The 20,842-nt window shown below is 37.7% G+C and carries 18 protein-coding genes; 4 read left to right on the top strand and 14 right to left on the bottom strand.

Annotated features, from left to right (window positions below; genetic code table 11):
• Positions 1-596 precede the first annotated feature (596 nt).
• Positions 597-2,414 (top strand): oligoendopeptidase F, encoded by a 1,818-nt coding sequence (gene pepF / locus ACY9Z2_RS18430; protein ID WP_463611139.1) that lies wholly within the window; start codon positions 597-599, stop codon positions 2,412-2,414.
• 67 nt (positions 2,415-2,481) lie between these two features.
• Here the strand turns inward: pepF and hemY are convergent, their stop codons facing one another.
• The 4 genes from hemY to ACY9Z2_RS18410 all read right to left on the bottom strand — a co-directional run bounded on the left by hemY (position 2,482) and on the right by ACY9Z2_RS18410 (position 8,133).
• On the bottom strand, positions 2,482-3,879 hold the full coding sequence (gene hemY / locus ACY9Z2_RS18425) for a protoporphyrinogen oxidase (protein WP_463611138.1): 1,398 nt from the start codon (positions 3,877-3,879) through the stop codon (positions 2,482-2,484).
• Entirely contained in the window at positions 3,879-4,817 is a 939-nt protein-coding gene (gene hemH, locus ACY9Z2_RS18420; RefSeq protein ID WP_463611137.1) for a ferrochelatase, read from the bottom strand. Before hemH ends, hemY begins: the two co-directional genes overlap by 1 nt.
• A 26-nt stretch (positions 4,818-4,843) precedes the next feature.
• The gene (gene hemE / locus ACY9Z2_RS18415; RefSeq protein ID WP_463611136.1) at positions 4,844-5,878 is read right to left on the bottom strand and encodes a uroporphyrinogen decarboxylase; all 1,035 of its coding nucleotides are present in this window, start codon (positions 5,876-5,878) and stop codon (positions 4,844-4,846) included.
• 98 nt (positions 5,879-5,976) lie between these two features.
• The gene (locus tag ACY9Z2_RS18410) at positions 5,977-8,133 is read right to left on the bottom strand and encodes a transglycosylase domain-containing protein (protein WP_463611135.1); all 2,157 of its coding nucleotides are present in this window, start codon (positions 8,131-8,133) and stop codon (positions 5,977-5,979) included.
• Positions 8,134-8,306: 173 nt separating this feature from the next.
• Between ACY9Z2_RS18410 and ACY9Z2_RS18405 the strand changes: the two genes are divergently transcribed.
• On the top strand, positions 8,307-8,807 hold the full coding sequence (locus ACY9Z2_RS18405) for an antibiotic biosynthesis monooxygenase family protein (RefSeq protein WP_463611134.1): 501 nt from the start codon (positions 8,307-8,309) through the stop codon (positions 8,805-8,807).
• 991 nt (positions 8,808-9,798) lie between these two features.
• Here the strand turns inward: ACY9Z2_RS18405 and ACY9Z2_RS18400 are convergent.
• The 7 genes from ACY9Z2_RS18400 to ACY9Z2_RS18370 form a co-directional block, all read right to left on the bottom strand.
• Positions 9,799-10,281: a thioredoxin family protein gene (locus ACY9Z2_RS18400; RefSeq protein ID WP_463611133.1), complete on the bottom strand. Its 483-nt coding sequence runs from the start codon at positions 10,279-10,281 to the stop codon at positions 9,799-9,801.
• A gap of 3 nt (positions 10,282-10,284) precedes the next feature.
• Positions 10,285-10,713, bottom strand: a complete 429-nt coding sequence (locus ACY9Z2_RS18395) for a disulfide oxidoreductase (RefSeq protein WP_463611132.1) — start codon at positions 10,711-10,713, stop codon at positions 10,285-10,287.
• Positions 10,714-10,791: 78 nt separating this feature from the next.
• Entirely contained in the window at positions 10,792-11,433 is a 642-nt protein-coding gene (locus ACY9Z2_RS18390) for a response regulator (RefSeq protein ID WP_463611131.1), read from the bottom strand.
• 18 nt (positions 11,434-11,451) lie between these two features.
• Entirely contained in the window at positions 11,452-12,489 is a 1,038-nt protein-coding gene (locus ACY9Z2_RS18385; RefSeq protein WP_463611130.1) for a sensor histidine kinase, read from the bottom strand.
• Between the two features lie 15 nt (positions 12,490-12,504).
• A complete protein-coding gene (gene liaF, locus ACY9Z2_RS18380; RefSeq protein ID WP_463611129.1) occupies positions 12,505-13,278 on the bottom strand; it encodes a cell wall-active antibiotics response protein LiaF in 774 nt (257 codons plus the stop codon).
• 20 nt (positions 13,279-13,298) lie between these two features.
• Complete coding sequence (locus ACY9Z2_RS18375) at positions 13,299-14,534, bottom strand: MFS transporter (RefSeq protein WP_463611128.1); 1,236 nt, start codon at positions 14,532-14,534, stop codon at positions 13,299-13,301.
• Between the two features lie 88 nt (positions 14,535-14,622).
• Complete coding sequence (locus ACY9Z2_RS18370; protein ID WP_463611127.1) at positions 14,623-15,264, bottom strand: phosphatase PAP2 family protein; 642 nt, start codon at positions 15,262-15,264, stop codon at positions 14,623-14,625.
• Positions 15,265-15,371: 107 nt separating this feature from the next.
• Between ACY9Z2_RS18370 and ACY9Z2_RS18365 the strand changes: the two genes are divergently transcribed.
• Entirely contained in the window at positions 15,372-15,806 is a 435-nt protein-coding gene (locus ACY9Z2_RS18365) for a ferritin-like domain-containing protein (RefSeq protein ID WP_463611141.1), read from the top strand.
• Positions 15,807-15,882: 76 nt separating this feature from the next.
• Positions 15,883-17,052 (top strand): M20 family metallopeptidase, encoded by a 1,170-nt coding sequence (locus tag ACY9Z2_RS18360; RefSeq protein WP_463611126.1) that lies wholly within the window; start codon positions 15,883-15,885, stop codon positions 17,050-17,052.
• Between the two features lie 103 nt (positions 17,053-17,155).
• Here the strand turns inward: ACY9Z2_RS18360 and ACY9Z2_RS18355 are convergent, their stop codons facing one another.
• From ACY9Z2_RS18355 to ACY9Z2_RS18345, 3 genes are all read right to left on the bottom strand, one after another.
• A complete protein-coding gene (locus tag ACY9Z2_RS18355; protein ID WP_463611125.1) occupies positions 17,156-17,596 on the bottom strand; it encodes a DUF4367 domain-containing protein in 441 nt (146 codons plus the stop codon).
• Positions 17,597-17,908: 312 nt separating this feature from the next.
• Positions 17,909-19,120, bottom strand: a complete 1,212-nt coding sequence (locus ACY9Z2_RS18350) for an ABC transporter permease (protein ID WP_463611124.1) — start codon at positions 19,118-19,120, stop codon at positions 17,909-17,911.
• Positions 19,113-19,856, bottom strand: coding sequence for an ABC transporter ATP-binding protein (locus ACY9Z2_RS18345; protein ID WP_463611123.1), 744 nt, complete (start codon positions 19,854-19,856; stop codon positions 19,113-19,115). Before ACY9Z2_RS18345 ends, ACY9Z2_RS18350 begins: the two co-directional genes overlap by 8 nt.
• Between the last annotated feature and the right edge of the window lie 986 nt (positions 19,857-20,842).

Genomic DNA, 20,842 nt, shown 5'->3' with positions numbered 1-20,842 from the left:
CGGGGCAAGGAGGCTCATCAGCTACCCACGGAAAGCGCAGTGTTTTTCCGTAGCGGTCTAAATTTAAGTTTTCATTAGTTCACAATTTCCTTCAACTGTAAAACTAAATCAAAAAGCTTGTTTGGTATCGGACTGAGAATGCCTTATTTACCTTTTTGGCTCTTTATTTTATAGATTAACGGACACACGATGCCTTATTCAGCTAAAAAACATGTTTTTCAACTGTTTTTACCCGAATAAGGTATCCTGAGTCCGATAACGACTGCATTTACCCTCATTTTTCACAAATAAGGAATCGTGTGTCCGCTAGCTGCACCCCGGGCCCCCGCACGCAACCGTAATTATTCCAGTACGCTCGAAGGTGTTACTTCACCAGCCCTGGCCGTAACGAGTATCAATATCGCAATTACCCCTAGCTTGAATTTTTCATTACTTCGCAATTCACATCAACTGTACTATAAACAATAACGTTATTTCCACTTAACAGCTATCCTAGTAGCTGTTTATTTTTTTAATGAAGTATCTGAAAAATCATATCATTCTCACCAAATATGTTTTATACTTTTAATTAGAGTTCCGAATTATTTTGGGGAGGTATGATCATGACAACTCAAACGAGAAGAATGAAACGACACGAAGTACCTGAGGAAAACACATGGGATTTAAAAGACTTATTTGCTTCCAAATCCGATTGGGAGGTTGCATTAAAAGAAATCCAAGAAGAGATAGAATCGGTAACGAAATATAAAGGGAAGCTTGGAACAAGTGCTACAGTACTGGTGGAATGTTTAACAACACTTGAAAACTTCGAGAAAAAAGTGATCCACGTTGCTACATATGCTAGCTTACGAGCAAATGCTGACGGTTCTGACGCTGACAACCAAGCCGATGCTGCACGTGTTTCTTCTGTATTAGCACAGATTGGGGCAAAACTATCTTTTGTTGAATCAGAACTTTTATCCTTATCAACTGATACGCTACAACAATACCTAGACGAAAAAGAAGCGTTACAGCCTTATAAAAAAATGCTTCATGACATTATTGAGAAGAAGCCATATACATTATCACCTGAAATTGAAGAAACGTTAGCATCCTTAAGCGAAGTTCACAGTGCACCTTACATGATTTATAGTCGAAGTAAATCCTCGGATATGGATTTTGACTCGATTACAACTGACGCTGGTGAGGAATTACCAATGTCGGCCGCCCTATACGAAGATCGCTATGAGCTATCATCTGACACTAAACTTCGTAGACAAGCATATGATTCGTTTATCAAAACATTAAATCGGTACAAAAACACGTATGCTGCAACTTATGCAACAGAAGTAACAAAACAAGTTACCATGTCACGGATTCGGTCCTATGATTCAGTGACAGCAATGCTTTTACACTCACAACAAGTTACAGAAGAGATGTACCATAATCAGCTAGACATCATACAAGACGAACTTGCACCACATATGCGAAAGTTCGCACGATTAAAAGCACGAGAACTTGGTCTAGAAGAATTACGTTACTGTGACTTAAAGGCACCACTTGATCCAAATTTCAATCCAGAAACAACCTATGCGGAAGCGACTTCTACCATACTAGAGGCCTTACAGGTAATGGGAAATGAATATAGTGAAATTATGAAAAAAGGTGTTCAGGATCGTTGGGTTGACCTAGCGGATAATGTCGGAAAAGCAACCGGTGCATTCTGTTCGAGTCCGTACGGGGTTCATCCATATATATTAATTACGTGGACGGACAACATGCGTGGAGCTTTTATTCTAGCTCATGAACTCGGTCACGCTGGGCATTTCTATTTAGCTGGTAAAAATCAATCACTCGTAAACACAAGACCTTCCACCTATTTTGTAGAAGCACCATCAACACTCAATGAGTTGTTACTAGCCGATCACTTAATGAAAAATACGAACGATAAGCGAATGAAACGTTGGGTTATTACGCAATTACTTGGTACTTATTATCACAATTTTGTCACCCATCTATTAGAAGGCGAATTTCAACGCCGAGTATACAAACTTGCCGAAGAAGGTACACCATTAACAGCTTCTGTTTTGAGTAAGCAAAAACAAGAAGCATTAGAACAATTCTGGGGTGACAGCGTTGTCTTTGACGAAGGTGCTGGATTAACGTGGATGCGTCAGCCACACTATTATATGGGTTTATACCCATATACCTATTCCGCAGGGTTAACGGTCTCTACTGCTGTTGCAGAGAAAATCCGTGAGGAAGGTCAACCAGCTGTTGATCGTTGGTTAGATGTATTGCGAGCAGGTGGCACAAAAACTCCACAAGAGCTTGCAAAAATGGTAGGAGTTGACATGTCAAAACCTGACGCAATCCGTACAGCTGTTTCATACATTGGAACGCTAATTGACGAATTGGAAAAGACTTACGAGTAAACAACTTTTTCTAATCGCAACCACATAAGAAAAGGTGCTCACATAACGCATGAGCACCTTTTCGCTATTATTTTAGATATTCTAATACATCTTTTACAGCCTTTTCCCCTTGTTCGATACAATCAGGAACACCCACACCTTCGAACGAACTACCGGCGAGATAAACGCCTGGGAGTTCCTTCATCATTTCACTACGCACGTTAGCATTTCGTTCGGTATGTCCAACTGTATACTGTGGACGAGAGTCCTTCCAGCGGGTAATCACACTGAAAATTGGATCTTGGGTTATATGCATGATTTTATTTAAATCTTTCAGCACAATTTCTGTTATTTCTTTATCTGATAAATCTGTTACTCCTTGATCATCTGGTCGTCCGACATAGCAGCGTACTAATGCGGCACCCTCGGGGGTCGAATTTGGCCATTTTTTATGTGTCCACGTACAAGCCGTTATGCGATAATCACTCGTTTTAGAAACAACAAATCCGGTTCCATCTATATCTTTCTTGATGGCTGATTTATCAAACGCCAATGCGACGTTTGCTACAGAAGTAGACGGTACTTCATCAAAAGCATGGAAAAAGTCATACTGACTAAATACCTTTGGTAGTGTGTAATGTGGCGTGGTCATAATAATTGCATCCGCCTTATACACTTGTCCATTACTCAAAAGTAAATGATAACCATGCTCCTTTTTTTCTACATGATCGACAGCAGCATTTAACGAAACTATCTCATTACCAAGTTTCACTTCTAAACGTTCTACTAATGATTCGAGTCCATCTTGGAAGGAATAAAACATTCCACTCTTCTTTTTCTTTGAACCTGTAGGCTTCGGAAGGGTACGTTTCAATCCCCTAATTAGACTCTTATGTTGCTGTTCAAGCTGATAAAAATTCGGGAACGTTGCCATTAGACTCATATTATCGATATTACCCGAATAGATTCCTGACAATAAAGGATCTATTAAGTTATCTACTAACTCATTCCCAAAGCGACGGCGGAGAAACCCTCCTAAAGACTGATCCTCCATACTTTTACTCTTAGGCAAGATTAAATCCATCGCAGCTCGTACTTTCCCTCGTGTTGAAAAAAGTGGAGAAAAAAATAGTGAACGAATACTTGTTGGAATTCCCATATGGAATCCTCTTGGCATCTTATGTAGTTTATTGTTAACCAAAATATAGGATTGGCCAGTGCCATTCCGTACTAAGTGATCACTTAACCCGACTTCTTCGGCCAACTTTACTGCCGGCGTTTTTCTAGACAAAAAAGAATCCGGACCACGCTCGATTGTGAAACCATCCTCTTTTACAGTTCGAATGGTGCCCCCTAAACGGTCAGTTGCTTCTACTAGTCTCACACGATAAGGTAAGAGCTTATCTTTTATCTCTTTTTGTAAATAATAGGCGGCAGATAACCCTGTTATCCCACCGCCAACGATTACGATTTCTTTATTTACCATTACGCATCACGCTTTACTTTTTTTAATACAACATTAGAAAGTGTCGCAATGAAATCTGGGTGTACGTTTGGCATTTCCGGTCTATGATACGTAGCACCTAATTCATCACAGACAACTTTACATTCATAATCGTTATCATATAAAACCTCTAAATGATCTGCAATAAATCCAACTGGCGCGTATACAAAGGAACGATATCCTTTTTGCTTATAGAGATCACGTGTTAAGTCTTGTACATCTGGTCCGAGCCATGGATCTGGAGTATTCCCTTCGCTTTGCCAGCCAATTTCATAGTCTGTTATTCCAGTTGCTTCTGAAATTAAACGTGCAGTTTCCTTTAATTGTTCTGGGTATGGGTCACCATTTTGCAAAATTTTCTCCGGTAAACTGTGTGCAGAAACAACTAGTACAGCTTTTTCTCTCTCTTCTGAAGACATCTTCTCATACACAGCATTTATTTGGTCTGCCCAATAATTGATGAAGCCGGGAGCATCATACCAGCTTTCCACAGATGTAATGGATAGGTTTCCTTGTTTTTCTGCTTCATCATTTGCTCGTTTGTTATAGGACTTCACACTAAACGTTGAATAATGTGGTGCCAGAACAAGTGACACAGCTTCTTCTATACCATCTTCAGCCATTTTCTGAACAGCGTCCTCAATAAACGGCACGATGTGCTTCAAACCTATATACACATGAAAATCAAAATCATCTTGGACTTCATTTAACTTTGTTTCCAGTGCTTTAGCCTGTTCATCCGTAACTTTTGCAAGCGGTGAAATACCACCAATTGCTTTGTAACGATCGGTCAAATCCTGCAATGCTTCTGGTGATGGTTTTCGACCATGTCTAATATGTGTATAGTAAGGTTCTATATCTTCTTCCGTATATGGTGTGCCATAAGCCATCACCAATAATCCCATTTTTTTCTTTCCCATTTCAAACACCTCGTTTTACAATTTCGTTATCGCTTCGAATAGCTATGCACGAATTCTGTTACCTTTTTTAGTACAGCTGGTTTTATTTCCGGTGTTACACCATGTCCCAAATTAAATACATAGCCTTGCTGTTGCATTCCTTGTTCAAGAATGGCCTTAATTCGTTCTTCAAGCGTGTTCCAGTCAGCTAACAATAAAGCTGGATCTAAATTACCTTGCAATACCTTCGTAACACCAATTTGCCTTGCTTCTTTAATCGACGTTCGCCAGTCAAGTCCAATAACATCAACAGGTAGGTCATTCCACTCAAGTAACAAATGTCTGGAATTAATACCAAATAGAATCAATGGCACATTTTCTTTTTGTAATTCACTAAAGATATGTTGCATCGCTGGTTTAATAAAAATTCGATAATCGGAAGCATTTAACGTACCTACCCAAGAATCAAACAACTGAATAACCTTTGCACCAGCATCAATTTGCGCTTTTACGTACGTAATTACCATGTCAGCTAGTTTGTCCATTAATGAAAACCATGCGTCTGGTTCACGATACATAAATGCTTTTGTTTTATGATAATTTTTTGATGGACCGCCTTCTATCATATAGCTTGCCAATGTGAATGGTGCACCACTAAATCCAATTAAAGGAACAGATAGCTGTTCCTCAGTAAGCAATTTAATCGTATCTAATACATAAGGTACATCTGCTTTTGGATTGATTGTTCCAAGTTTCTCCACATCCTGATAGTTCGTAATTGGATTGTGAATAACTGGGCCGATATTCTTTTTAATTTCCACATCTACCCCAATAGCGGGAAGTGGAGACATAATATCCTTGTATAAAATTGCAGCATCTACACCATAATTTTCAACAGGCAACCGGGTTACGTATGCGCATAACTCCGGTTGATGTGTAATTTCAAATAAGGAATATTTTTCCTTGATTTCTCTGTACTCTTTTTGCGATCGTCCGGCTTGACGCATAAACCATGCTGGGACATGGTTCGTTTTTTCGCCATTGTATGCCTTAATAATCGTATCGTCCATTTGTTTTAACATGTTTTTCACCCTTTTTCGCAGCTTAACTCCACTATCTACTATATCGATTTCCAACATAGCTGTATAGCAAACGCAGTTGATTGTCATCAATTTGTCGATTACAGCGACAATTCCACTGTCTTTGACCTTACACCTTCAACTTTCGTTAATGGATTATAAGGAACGACATAATACGATGTAGCCTGTAATAATGGTACATCTTCAATGATAAATTCATTTTTTCCACTTACTTCACCGATTCGTTTATCAACACCATCCTGTTCTTTGTATATACGATAAACGATACGATTATCATCTGCCTTCTTCCAAGTTAGTTTACCTTTTACTAAAGAGAACCCACCGAAAACGTAAGAAGCTTCTAATTGCTTTATTTCTGGTAAATCAATTGGTTCTGGTAATGCGTCAACACCGTCTGGTTTTTCAAAAGAAGTGGCTAGTGACTGTTGTTTATCCATTTCATTTAAGATTGCCTTTGTTAGCATCGTCGGATACGAGCTTCCTTCTGTTAAAAAATGATGTTCATCTGAGCGATCATAACCCATCCATAGTGCACTAACATATTGCGGTGTGTAGCCGACAAACCATGCATCTTTATATTGCCCTTCGACAAATGGATGTTGTGTGGAACCAGTCTTTCCAGCTAATGCCTTATCAAATTCTCCAGCTTCTGCAGTCCCTGAATTAACTATCTCTCTTAACATTTCAGTCATATACCATGCAACTTGTTCACTAAAAACGTTTGTTTCATCATAATTTGCCTTGTAGATCAATTTATTATTTCGGTCGTAAATTTGTGTAATGGTATGTGATTCAATATATTTTCCTGAATGAATAAATGGCCGAAAGCTCTCAATCATCTTTTTTGGGGTTAACCCTTTAGACAGTCCACCTAAAGCAATCGCCAGTCCATCATCTTCTATTGAAATATTCATTTTCTCCAAATATGATTTTGCATAGTCAATCCCAATTGCATCAAGTAGCCAAACAGCCGGAACATTTTTGGAAACTCTTAGCGCTTCATAAATAGATACCGTACCCTCATAATTACCTAGAACATTTTCAGCCGTATATCCATTGATACTAACCTTTTGATCTGGAATTAATGTATAAGGACTATATTCCTTTTTCATCATTGCTGGCCCATAGACAGCTATTGGCTTTATAGTCGATCCGGGCTGGCGTTTAACGGTTACACGATTTAAATCACCGAGCTCATACGACCTACCGCCGATAGCAGCTACAATTTCACCTTGTTCCTGATTCATCATAACAAAGGCGCCTTCCACACCCTCAGTATTTCCTGGGAAATATTGACCATTTTTAAACTGTTTGAACGCAATTTGTTGAATTTTAGGGTCCATACTTACAACTATTCGATATCCTCCACGCTGCAATGCATCGACTGATAGCTGGTATTCATCAGCTGCTTCCTTTATTACTAGGTCAATGTAGCTATCTATCCATGGTGTTGGATTCTCTTTTGCAACATCCAAACCTAACGTCTTTTCTTGTGCTTGAATACGTGTTTCTGTCGTAATCTTCCCAGCTTGGTCCATTGCTAGTAGTACAACATTGCGCCTGGCCAACGCCTTTTCTGGGTGATGAATGGGTGAATAGCCATTCGGAGCCTTAGCAAGTCCTGCTAACATGGCACCTTCAGTTAATGTTAAATCTTCTACAGATTTTGAAAAAAATAACTGTGAAGCTTCTTCGATTCCATATACACCTGATCCAAAATAAATTTCATTTAAGTATAATTCCAATATTTGTTTTTTAGTAAAGTTTCGCTCAAGATAAATGGCGGCCATTACTTCTTTTGTTTTGCGCATCCACGTTTTGTCATTGTGTAAAAAAAGATTTTTGGCTAACTGTTGGGTGATCGTGCTGGCACCTTCCACCTTGTCGAATGCAATAATATCTCGATAAACGGCTCGCATGACAGATTGAAAGTCTACCCCTGCATGCTCATAAAAACGTCGATCCTCTATTGCAACAAACGCTTCCTGCACATGTCTTGGAATCTGCTCAATCGATACAACCGTTCTGTTTTCATTATATAATTCACCAATTACTTCCCCCTTTTTGGTTTCAATTGTAGTAGTTGCATCAAGAATAAGATCTTCCTCATTCACTACTAGATTTCCTCCATAGAGAATCATAAGATATCCTGCGATGCCCAAAAATATCACTAATCCGAATAAGAGAGCAACATGCTTCATATTTATCTTTTTTATCACGTTTTTAATCCGACTCATTAACACTTGTTCACCTCTGCACATAACCCTATAACCAGTTACAACATACAGTATACGACAGTTTTCAACATTGGAAAAGCATACTGTTTCTTATAATTATAGTCTGTAATGGATTAACATTTGATGAATCGGGTATTATGAAGAAGAGAAAGTGGAAAGGGGACAAATCGAAAATGAAAGCTTTTATGACAAATGGTACATTAGAATTCATAAAAAAAATAGTGAATGACCATCCCGAAATTGAATTTTACTTAATGAATAGTGGTAACAGCGCCTTAGCTTATTACGAAAATAAAAGCGAAAATATCTTCGCCTCTGGCAGAGGATATGAAATACTTGAAAACATAGGAACTATTGAACAAAAAGGTTTTGTTGTGATGAACAACATTACAGTTACTGAGGAAGGAAAGACACCGTTTGAGGAAAGATTTAAACAACGAAGCTCTGCAATTGGTTCAGAACCTGGTTTCCAAGCGTTTCGTCTTTTACGACCGCTAGAAGGAAATAGATACGTAGTGTTAACCCAATGGGTCACTATTGAGGATTTCGATAACTGGAAAAACTCAGATTCCTTTAAAAAACAGCATCAGCAAGGTGGCGGTGATGTAAAACCTCCAGCGTATTTTGCTGATAAGCCGTATGTTACAAGTTATCATATGGTAGATATGGATTAAAAGTTTCAATTTATTCATGCGTACGACGAGCTGCCCAATTGTTACGGACAGGAGATCCGCTATTTGTAAAGAAATGGTCTATATTAGGATGTTTGCGGACACCAGGGCCCTTATTTCACTAAAAATCCTTGTTTACAAGGTCTTTTCACCTAAATAGCGAATCGTCTGTCCGATTCTTGCCTAATATTAGCTAATCTAAAGGGAATAAAGGATTCTGGGTCCGCAAACATCCCATCCTATCCATCAGATCCTTTTCCTGAATATTGTAGCTTGTCAAACTCGTATTTGAAGAAAACTGCGAACTAGTGAAAATTCATGCTTATGTATCAGCAACATTGATTTCCGCTGCGGGCAGTCGCGCACCATAGGGCGGCTGGTGAGCCTCCTTGCCCCGGCAAGGGGTATGCCGACGTTGTCCGCAAAGGACGGTTTTAGTCGGCCTTCCTATAGACGCGGGGTCTCACCTATGCCTATTAATCCCGCAGGACAAGGAATACTTCCCTGAAACAACATCGCACGCAGAAAAAGTGATCTTCTTTTTCAAGGAGTCGACTGCCCACAGCGAAGATCAACTGCCATAATCGCATGTGATTCATGTTTCTTCAATATCATACAAATGAAATAAGAACAATAGTGCGCAATTCCAGCGAAGGAAAAACATGGAGACTCCTGCGGGAAAAGCAATGTTTCATGCGAGGAGTGAAGCATCTCCGAAATCACTTGCAACACGACGAGCAACAGCTGAAGACCCCACAGGACAAGGAAAGCTTCCTCGAATAAGCATCGCACGCAGAAAAAGTGTTCTTCTTTTTCAAGGAAGTGGTTTTCTTCCGAGGAGGCTGAGGCGTTGCCCGCGGAAAGCGAAATGTTTTTCTGTAGCGGCAAGCTACCATATTCCAAAGTACAATATTGTTACCAAACGACTACACATTAAAACAATCTTTTCATTAAGAAAACGAAACGGAAGCTCACTTTAGGAGCTTCCGTTTTTTTATTTTGCTATACCATTTTCTTCAAAAAATGTACGTAATTGTTCTTTCGTTTGTCCCCCACTAATACGAGCTGCTTCTTCCCCATTTTCAAAATGGATAATTGTTGGGGTACCTTCAATATTGTACGTATTCCAAGCGTCCTGAAACTCTAAAACATTTAGTTTTTTCACATCGATTCCAAGCTCCTCAGCCAATGGAACAAGTTCTGGAGTTGTAGCTTGACAGTGCGGACATGTTGGATCATAAAAGTATACCGTTACCGTTTCACCATTTTCAAGCTTCTTGCTTAATTCATCTGGCAATATCTGATTTTGATACAATGGATCATCTAATTGGTCAATTGTTGCCTGATGTAAATCTGTTGTCCCATAAGGGTTTTCACTATCATCAATTGCTTGGTTATTTTTATATTGAACAACAAAATAAAGTCCAGCAAATAAAACAACAAGAACTATCGCAAAAATGGTCATCTTTTTTTTCATCGTTTATTTCCTCCCGAGTTTTCTAAGTAATATGATATGAAGTACAAAAATCACAATAAAAGCAGTTCCTGCAAGGAAAGGGATAGTGATAAATCCAAAGTAATTAATGTATTCGGTGGTACATGGTATGATTCCGCATGAACCTGCCGTATCATGTAAAGCTGGTAGCTTTTGAATTAAGTAATGGTAAATCGATACGAACATACCTATACCACTCATAATAAGTCCTGGTAGGGCAATTGTACTATTCTTTTTTATCATTGCTGCACCATAAATGATAACGAGTGGATACATTAAAATACGTTGAAACCAACATAATTCGCATGGAACGTAGCCGAGTATCTCAGAAAAGAATAAACTTCCAAGCATGGCGACTAAACTTTGAGCCCATATGATAAATAGAAGTGTTTCACCTTCTTTAGAATGATTCATATATGTATGCTCCCTTATAAAAATATAGTTGTATTATACAAGCCCTCAAGATAAAACACAAAAAAGAGGATCCAAAAATTACAGATCCTCTGAGGAAATTAAGTTATTTCTGTGAACATAAACTGCTGCTTGTGTCCGATCGTGGACACCAAGCTTTCCGAGAATGTTACTTACATGTGTTTTTACAGTCTTAATGCCGATGTAGAGCTTTTCACTAATTTCCTGATTCGTCATGCCATTCCCAATGCAGATTAAAACTTCCAGTTCTCGTTCCGTTAGCTCATCATGAGCTTTATGGGAAGAAGATCGAAAAGAGGACATCATTCTCCCTGCTACTTTTGGTTCAATTACGTTTTCACCTTTAGCAGCTTTCTTAATTGCTGTAACAATTTCATCTGCAGAGGATGTTTTCAAAATATAACTAAAAGCTCCGGCTTCGATTGCTGGAAAAACCTGTTTATCATCATAAAAACTAGTAAGGATGATAATTTTTGTATTGACATCACTATTCGTTATCGTTTTTGTGGCATCAATACCGCTCCCGTTTTCCATCATTAAATCCATTAACACAACGTCAGGTTTTTCTTTTAGCACTAATGCCGCACCATCGTTTCCGTTAGCTGCTTGCCCAACTACTTCAATCGTTTCATCAGTTAATAAATACGAAACAATTCCTTTTCGCACAACATCGTGATCATCTACAACAACAACTCGTATCATCACTAACCCCCCCTTTAATTAACACGGAATCCGTATATCGATATACGTTCCTTCTCCTTGAATTGAGCGAATCGTAAACGTGCCGCCAAGCTCTTCACTTCGTTCTTTCATCGTCTTCAAACCATACGAAGTCTTCCGGTTAGAATCTCCCTTCACATCAAATCCTTTTCCGTTGTCAGCAATATGTATGAAAAGCTCGTTTGATCTAGCATGAATTTTAAGCTTCACTTCGTTTGCTTCTGCATGACGTAGTATGTTTGATAAGGATTCTTGGATAATTCGAAAGACATGTTCTTCTGTAGTCTCTGGTAGTTCAATAGATTCGTCAAAATTCAATTTGAAATTTATCGCACTTTTTTGTTTCAACTCATCTACTAATTTTTGAAGTCCAAGCGAAAGTGGATCACCTGATAAATGGACTGGTCTTAGATGCAGTAACAATGCTCGCATCTCCGTTTGAGCTTGCAGTGAACTAGCTGCAACGTCCTCCATTTGAGATTTGGCCATTGCTGGATTTTTATCAAATTGTTTTAATGCTGCCTCTGCCATCATCGTTACGCCAAATAATTGCTGACTTACCGAATCATGTAGGTCTCGAGCAAGGCGTTGTCTTTCTTCAATTACTGCAGCCTTATGGGCAGATTTGGCAAAATCAGCTTTTTCATCTGCCATTCGCTGTAATGATTTGACCTGATTTTGCATTTTATTACCAAGTTCATTCAATTCATTACCAATTCTAGCGATCTCATCGTCTTCGTTAAAGTAAACGCGAGATTGATAATTACCATTTGCAAATTGGGTAATTAATACCGAAAAATAATCAAGACGTTCTTTTAAATCACCACTGGACTTAAATCCAACGTATAAGGAAAGCACTAAACCTAATACAACATACGTGACAATAAACAAAAAAATACTTTCCGCTGTTAACCACAGTGGTTGGAATAACACATAAATAGATAATAAAAATGATAACAAAATAACTGTGGTTAAAAACGTTCCATAAAGGTGTGAACGTATATAACTAAATCGTATACTACTAAGTCGTTTTAGCATGATCTATCACCTCCATTATACTTTATCTACACGTACAGATCCTGCTTTTAACTTTAACGTAATGGTTAATTTTCTTGTCGCCTCTTCATAGTCCTCTGACTCGTAATAAAGCGTTCGATTAATCCCCTCTGAAGTTTGCCCCATCAGATTCACTTCTCCTGCCTTAACAGTGGCTTCAATTCGGCACGCGACACTCTCAGGCATCAGAATCTGAATATCGCCAGCCCAACTGTTGATTGATATCGGTGTTTCTTTCTCTGGAATATATGCTTTAGAAAAATCTATATAATAATCTCCAGCTGCATTAAATAAATCCATTGGCTCTACCTTCCAGTTCGGTTCCGTAAATTGATGATCACCTACAGAAAAACGATTCCCATGTTTTTTCTTGGAATTAGATGCATGGTGTTTCTTATCCTCTGTATCAATGACGAACTGAAAATTTTTCTTGCGTTTCGGTTTACCAATAATGCTGAATCCGATATAAACAATCAATAATGGCCATAGTTTCAAAAAATCACCAAAACTGAAATGAATGACTTGTAGTTCGCCGAGTATTAATAACGCACCAAAGATGAATAGAAATGAGCCAAAAATCCAGCTACCTCCCTCATTCCGCAAATCATCAACAAACCATTTTAGTCCAAAGATAATGAAAAGGCCGGAATACATATACGGCCAAATTCCGTTTACATTTATATCAATCATATCTAGATTCTGTAAAACTAGTACGACACCTACCAGAATAATAATAAATGCAATCAAGAAACGTACAAATCGATTGTTCATAACCCTCACTCTTTCTATTATTATTGATAACGCATAATGGTTTTATTTTTTAAGGAGTAAAGTCCTATAATGGTAACTGAAATTCCACTAATAATCATAATAAGTTGTATCGAAATACCAGCTGCAATTAATAAAGAAGTTACGAGATAAGATACTGGGACAAGGCCGGTTGAAGCCGTCATAAGAAAGCTCATCATTCTGCCTAACATTTTTTTCTCAGTAGTTTGTTGTAACATCGTCATCAATGGAATATTAATTAATTGAATCAAAAAGCCCATTATTGCAACTATCCCAGCAGTTATATAAAGATATGTTGAAAATCCTGTCATTGTATAAAGGATACCTAGAAAAATTAAACTCATAATCAAAGCAAAGCCTGGTTTCTTTAGTTTAATCGTGGCGAGTAATATTGCTCCGAGCATTGCTCCAACACCCAAGGATGTTTCAATTGTCGCAAGTCCTAGTGCATTTCCTTCAAAAATATCCTTTACAATTATCGGTATTCCCATTGATAGTGGTCCCGAAAAACAAAAATTAATGAAGACAGCAACGATAACGATCGAAATAACAAGTTCATTTTTTCTAGCGTATCGAAAACCTTCTTTTAAATCTTCTAGTGGTGTTGGTCTGTCTACTTCCGCTTCATCCTTTGATAATGAAATAAAAAGCACTGCAATGGATGATATCAGCAACATACCGAATGCAACGGAAAATACTCCCTCAAATCCTAATAGAGCAATCATTCCTCCACCAAGAGCCGGCCCCAGTATTGGACTAACTTGTGTAGTCATTTGAATAAATGAGTTCCCTCGTTGTAATTGGTCATCATCTAATATCGTAGGTGTAAGGGCGTTTAATGCAGGATAACTAAATGCATCTGATATCCCAAACAAAGCTGCAAGTGCAATTAAATGAAAGGAAGTCACAACGTCATTCCAAACTAAAAAGATTAGTAGAAGAATAAGTAACGCTCTGGTTATATCAGATATAAATAGAACCGTTCGTTTATTAAACCGATCAGCAACGATTCCGCCAACAGTTAATAACAGTAACCTAGGAATCGATGCCGCCAGAAATAACATGCCAAAATAAAATCGGTTGTCACTTAATGTAAGCATTAACCATTCTGTCCCTATTAAGTATACATAATATCCTGGAGAAGAAAATAACGCAGCAAGAAATAAAAAAATAAAATTGCGATTTTTTAATAAGGTTGTCTTGGGTAATTCCAATTGTTTTTCTGTTGCACTGCTCATAAATAAACGCCCCTTCCGTTATTCTATCTTTAGCTTATCGGAAGGAGCGTCAATTCAACACGACCTCTAGCATGTTTTTATCTCAGCCTTAAGACTGAGAACGATATTTCATTATTTTTTCATATAGGTATGTCCACAATAAAATAAATAAAAATCCAAATGCGAAGCCTGCTAATACATCGGTAAGATAGTGGACACTAATGATGTAACGACTGAATCCAATGAAAAAGATAAGAATGGATGCACTAATCTGCAATGCAATAGCCTTCTTTTTGGATTTTATTTTTCTGGTCAAAAAGTATACAAGAAGTCCATAGCAAACCATTGAATTCATAGCATGTCCAGAAGGAAAGCTGAAGCCTTCAGCCTCCGCTGCAGCGAAAAGACGAGGTCGTTCTCGTTCCACTAACACTTTGATCAATACATTTAAACCGTTACTTAGTAATGGGCCTGCTGCAAACATAATCCCTACCAACCAATCACGAAATGTAAATACTAAATAGATGGCCATTATAATTGTAAATGGTGTTAAAAATGTTCCAGACCCTAGTTCCGTCAACCAGCGAAACAGATAATAAACAGTAGTATCTGCCATCATAGAAACAAATTCTCTAGTCCATCGATCAACAAGTGGTATCGTGCCTCGCATTATTTTAATTGCCCATAATAGTGAAGTGAATAAAACAAAAGCTAATAGAAAAAAATATAAATAGTGACTTCGTTTCCGCACAGAATCTACCTCCTTCTAAATTATATTACCCGAAATCAGCGTTTAAAAAAATATAATATGGGAATTAGTTATGTAGGCACAATCAAATGAAAGGCTGGGATTTAATAATGGATAAAGAATTACAAGAACTAGTTGATGGATTAAATGAAGATTTAGCGAATGAATATGGTGCAGCTATTCAATATACGTATAGTGCCTCAGTAGTTTCAGGACTATACCGCTCTGCATTGAAACCTTTTTTTGAATCAGAAATTTCCGATGAATTAGGACACGCTTTATACTTATCAGAAAAAATAAGTTCATTAGGTGGGACACCTACAACAAAATCTGCGGATATTCCGCAGCCTACTGATGTAAAAGATTTATTAGAGGCGTCGTTACAATCGGAATCAGATACGATTAAGCGCTATGAAACACGAAAAAAACAGGCTGAAAAATTAGGCTTTACTGAATTAGTGGTTAAGCTTGAAGATATGATTGCTGATGAAACGCACCATAAAGAAGAAATTGAACGTTTATTACAGGATCCACGTTTAACTTAATAGATAGAAATGAGATGGCCGTAGTGGTCATCTTTTTTTGTTACAATGGATGAAAGATGTAGAGGAGGTTTTACATATGCGAGAAAAGCTTTATGATCAAATAGATAACTTACACCAAGAAATGATTGACATCCGGCGATACCTTCACCAGTATCCAGAAGTATCGTTTCACGAAGAAAAAACTGCAAAGTATATAGCAGATTACTACGAAAAGCTGGGTATACCTTACGAAAAAAACGTCGGGGGAAACGGCGTTATTGCCACACTTAAAGGTGGAGAGCCAGGAAAAACGGTTGCCTTACGTGCCGATTTCGACGCTCTTCCTATTCAGGATGAAAAAGATGTTCCGTACAAGTCAAAAATTGACGGTGTGATGCACGCATGTGGCCATGATGGTCATACCGCTACTTTGTTAACACTTGCAAAAGCACTCAAAGCCTTCCAAGAAGAATTAGCTGGTACAATTGTTTTTCTTCACCAGCATGCTGAAGAATATGCACCAGGTGGAGCAAAACCAATACTTGAATCCGGTGCACTTGATCATGTCGATGCTGTATTTGGAACGCATTTATGGGCAACCACTCCACTCGGAGTTTTACAAACGTCAAAAGACATTTTCATGGCAGGTGCTGACCGATTTGAAATAACCATACAAGGCCAAGGTGGACACGGTGGCTATCCCCATGAAACGAAGGATGCCGTTGTAATTGGCGCCGAACTAGTAACACAGCTTCAACAGATCGTTAGCAGACGAGTCGATCCATTGAAAACAGCAGTACTATCAATTGGAATTTTTGAAGCAGGGAATGCATTTAATATCATTGCAGATAAAGCAAGACTGGTTGGTACATTACGACATCTTGATACACGTGTACAAGAGCAGGTTATCGAAGAGTTAGAACGTGTTATAAAAGGTGTTTGTATAGCAAACGATGCAACGTACGCATTGAATTACGAAAAAGGCTATCCACCAGTTGTGAACCACCCGGAAGATGCAGAACTCGTCCTACAGGCAAGTGAAAATATTCCTGAAATTAAGGATCGTCAAGTCGTCCCTCCTGTTATGGCTGGCGAAGACTTTTCCTATTATCTATTGGATAAACCTGGTGCCTATTTTTTCACTGGCGCTAAAAAAGATGGAAATGAATATCCTCACCACCATCCAAAATTTGATATTGATGAACGTGCTCTGCCGATTGCTGCCAAAACGTTGCTTGAAGCATATTTGGCATACCAAAAATCATAGATTAGGTAACAAATAAATATTATCTAGCTAATTAATAAGCATAGGATAAAGCTAATTTATAGAAAAAACGACTCAATCCTAAATAAATTGGGTCGTTTTTTTATTACAATGGTTCAAAAGAGTTTGCTATCTCTACAAGTCTTTCTTTATTTAGGTCTCCATCAAGGGGCGCACTAATTGTGTATGATAAACCGTCCTTTTCCCATGAAAGGATAATAGCGTTCTCCGATTTTATAAATGTAGATTGTCCATCATTAAGTGAAATCTCCTTTCCTTCATCTTTGAAATTTGATTCACCTTTCAAAATCTCTAAATTGATCCCTTGCGGTTTGTTCTTCGGTATAAACATGATAGATATCATATTCTGAGATTCCAATATACTCATATTCTTTGTGTACTTATCATAAGGAATCCTTGTAGGAAGCTCGGGTTCATAAGACAATTCACTTATTCTGTTTTTAAAAGAATCATTATACGTAACAGCTTGATCCGTATTATTGTTTGAACTTTCACATGCGCTCGCCATAACTGTGAAACTCAACAAGATAAATGTTATTAAATACTTTATAATAAGCTAGCCCCCCAATTTTAGAAAAATGTTATAATACAAAACCATCTCCAAGTACCCTTATCACTATTTTTTCTATTTTCTTTATTATAAAATATTTCATTTTGTTTACAAAACATCAAATAGCACTAAATTCAGATTATATAGACTACTATAAACTAAGAGTGTAACATAATTTGAAAATCCATAGTTTTCCTCTATTTTATTACTATTAACCACAATTTTCCCTATAAAAATAGCAAAAGGCAATTATGGTTTGCCCCTTGCTATTTTGTCTTAACTCCTTTGTTATGCCAGCTTCTTTTTCACATAACCATTAATAAATAAGTAATTAAAAAGTATTCCTCCTACCAATGTTATACCTGCCCCCATATACATTTGTGTAGGTAAAAATACAATGGCAAAAAGAATCGTCTGCACAAGCCCTAACTGAAACAACCATTTTAGAACCGCTTGCTTGCGCCATTTGTCTTCTACAGGATACAAGTCCAGCCACATCACTGTCCGGTGATGGTGATACAATGTCATCATTTGAAAGCTGCTCATGTAAATAAACAATAAAGCAAAAAGAATTTTCATCCAAAGCTGTGGTACGAAATAGACAAACAATCCACCAATGATTAGTAACCGTACATACATCCCTAAATAATCACCGCTACGAATAAACGTAATTCGATAGAGGTAATTGTAGGATTGTTTGTTTTGAAAAGGCACATTGGTCAATAAGTTAGTTAACCATTGTCGCCTTTTCACTTTACTTTTCAAATGTGGTACATCTGTTGCCATATTAGCGATTCGATAAAACGTTTGCATACGATTACGGTCTTTCTCAACCAATAAATCCCACACGATACCAGCTTGTTTGCGAGACACATTATAATCGTATAAAAAAATAATTAAATACAATCCCGTTGCAATTGCTGCCAATGCCATATCACCGTTGACTAAAAAGTAGAACACAACAATGGATAGGACTGTCCGTGTAACTAAATCAGTTCGACGGATACCTGGAGCTCTAACCTTCAACATCCACCAGTTTGCGATCAAATTCCATACTTTAAAGATAAGCATGACAAGTATCGTTAATAAATAGACCCGCCCACCTCTGTCCGGATATGCCGCCAAATACAATGGACCAAGTGCACCTGCAACTATTAAGACTAAATATAATTGAATAACAAAGCTATAAAGTAATGCATTTCGAAAATACGCATTCATCTTGCTTTCTGCAGCAATTAGGAACACTAAATCAGGTTCCTTTAAAAGTGTTCGAACAGGGCTATAGCTTGCAATCAATCCAAATGCTACTCCTATGACCAAAGCCGTTGGAAAATTATCTGGTAAGTCTGCTACCCATTTTTGGTAATATACCGCAATAGCCGACACGAAAAAAAACATAGCTACCGCTGTATGTCCATTAAAAATATAACGAAGATAGCGACTAGTTTCTTTTAGGTGCTCCGAAAGACGATTTTTAAAAAACGCATGTGAATCAAACATGGCTTTCTTCCTTTGTCAGTTGCACGTATAAATCATCTAATGTAGCATTTGGCATAGCAAATTCATTGCGTAGTTTATCTAACGTCCCTATTGCCCTAATTTTTCCTTCATGTAGAATGACAAAGCGATCACAATAACGCTCTGCAGTAGCCAAAATATGCGTTGACATTAATACACCAGATCCGTTTGTTTTCATTTCATCCATTAAATGCAAGTAAGATTGAATGCCTAGAGGATCTAAACCAACAAATGGCTCGTCCACAATGTATAATGGTGGTTCAAGTAAAAACGCGCACATAATCATAACCTTTTGTCGCATCCCTTTTGAAAAATGAACCGGAAACCATTTTAATTTTTTCTCCATCCGAAACTCTTTTAGTAATGGCGGCAATCTTTTTTCAAAAACATCTTCTGGAATATCGTACGCCATCGCAGTTAATTTTAAGTGTTCGTACAATGTAAGTTCATCGTATAAAATAGGCATTTCTGGAATATATGCCATTTGCTTACGATACGTATCGGGACTGGCATTAAACGTTTTGCCATTAATGGATACAGAGCCTTTTTTTGCATGCATCAATCCAATAATATGCTTAATTGTCGTACTTTTCCCTGCACCATTCAATCCAATTAAACCAACGATTTCACTAGGATGAACATCAAACGAAATTCCGTGAAGAACATTTTTATGTGTATATCCTCCATGTAAATTTTCTATATGTAACAATGGATTCATCGTATTTCCTCCTACATTTGTCTAACATAAATTTTACCATTGTTGACGCACAAAGCCAAAATAAATTCTCCGTCAAAATTCTACATTTCAAGTGTATAAAATGTTTTGAAATGCTCATAATAAATCTTGAAGTCAGAGAGATGGTTCACTACAAAAATTTTCGTGACAAATACTAAATGAGGTGTTAGTGATCGAATATTTATTGTAAACCCAAATTTGTTATATAAAATATCAAATGAGGTGTTAGTGATCGCATATTAACTGCAAACCCATTGTATTAGACAAATCTAATCATAAATGAGGTGTCAGTGAAAGGCCATCTAATGAAAACCCATTTTGTAAGGTAATTTCTTGGTCAGAAATTCGAGCAAAACGGTTTTTGTAAGTTAGTTAACCTGAATGACCATCATGCTAACTAATTACAAAAGTCCCCAATTTAGATGAAAACCCATCCTCTGGCTTCTTAACGCAGGCTAGTCCACTACGGGCTAGCCTGTTATTATTTGCATATTCGATTTCATGCATTCTATGGACATAGAAATCCACAGTTTCCATAAACGGTGCACGAAACATAGTGGCCAATAGTACATCAAGGCAACCCACTGCTTGCTATCGGACTGAGGATGCCTTATTTTCCTTTTTTAGCTTTATTTTAAAGTTTAACGGACACACGATGCCTTATTAAGCTAAAAAACATGATTTTCAACAGTTTTTACCCGAATAAGGTATCCTGGGTCCGATAACAACTACATTTACCCTTATTTCACACAAATAAGGGATCGTCTGTCCGCTAGCTACTAGCCTGCACGCCATCACAACCAATCAGTATGTTCGAAAATCACTTCACTTACCCACGGCAGCGATCAACATTAGCATGGATTTTCACTATTTCGCAATAATTCAACTACGAACCAAACAACACCGATCTCAAGAAATAGCGTTATTTACTTTACATACGCATCCATCCCTATATACAATAGATGAAA

The sequence above is a fragment of the Virgibacillus sp. GM2-2 genome, assembly GCF_055329585.1.
The sequence above is the reverse complement of the archived record's forward strand: the minus strand, read 5'-3'. Positions and strand labels throughout refer to the sequence as shown.

Coding starts and splice junctions, on each gene's coding strand:
- pepF (WP_463611139.1), top strand. CDS start 597: ATGATCATGACAACTCAAACGAGAAGAATGAAACGACACGAAGTACCT.
- hemY (WP_463611138.1), bottom strand. CDS start 3,879: ATGGTAAATAAAGAAATCGTAATCGTTGGCGGTGGGATAACAGGGTTA.
- hemH (WP_463611137.1), bottom strand. CDS start 4,817: ATGGGAAAGAAAAAAATGGGATTATTGGTGATGGCTTATGGCACACCA.
- hemE (WP_463611136.1), bottom strand. CDS start 5,878: ATGTTAAAACAAATGGACGATACGATTATTAAGGCATACAATGGCGAA.
- ACY9Z2_RS18410 (WP_463611135.1), bottom strand. CDS start 8,133: ATGAGTCGGATTAAAAACGTGATAAAAAAGATAAATATGAAGCATGTT.
- ACY9Z2_RS18405 (WP_463611134.1), top strand. CDS start 8,307: ATGAAAGCTTTTATGACAAATGGTACATTAGAATTCATAAAAAAAATA.
- ACY9Z2_RS18400 (WP_463611133.1), bottom strand. CDS start 10,281: ATGAAAAAAAAGATGACCATTTTTGCGATAGTTCTTGTTGTTTTATTT.
- ACY9Z2_RS18395 (WP_463611132.1), bottom strand. CDS start 10,713: ATGAATCATTCTAAAGAAGGTGAAACACTTCTATTTATCATATGGGCT.
- ACY9Z2_RS18390 (WP_463611131.1), bottom strand. CDS start 11,433: ATGATACGAGTTGTTGTTGTAGATGATCACGATGTTGTGCGAAAAGGA.
- ACY9Z2_RS18385 (WP_463611130.1), bottom strand. CDS start 12,489: ATGCTAAAACGACTTAGTAGTATACGATTTAGTTATATACGTTCACAC.
- liaF (WP_463611129.1), bottom strand. CDS start 13,278: ATGAACAATCGATTTGTACGTTTCTTGATTGCATTTATTATTATTCTG.
- ACY9Z2_RS18375 (WP_463611128.1), bottom strand. CDS start 14,534: ATGAGCAGTGCAACAGAAAAACAATTGGAATTACCCAAGACAACCTTA.
- ACY9Z2_RS18365 (WP_463611141.1), top strand. CDS start 15,372: ATGGATAAAGAATTACAAGAACTAGTTGATGGATTAAATGAAGATTTA.
- ACY9Z2_RS18360 (WP_463611126.1), top strand. CDS start 15,883: ATGCGAGAAAAGCTTTATGATCAAATAGATAACTTACACCAAGAAATG.
- ACY9Z2_RS18350 (WP_463611124.1), bottom strand. CDS start 19,120: ATGTTTGATTCACATGCGTTTTTTAAAAATCGTCTTTCGGAGCACCTA.
- ACY9Z2_RS18345 (WP_463611123.1), bottom strand. CDS start 19,856: ATGAATCCATTGTTACATATAGAAAATTTACATGGAGGATATACACAT.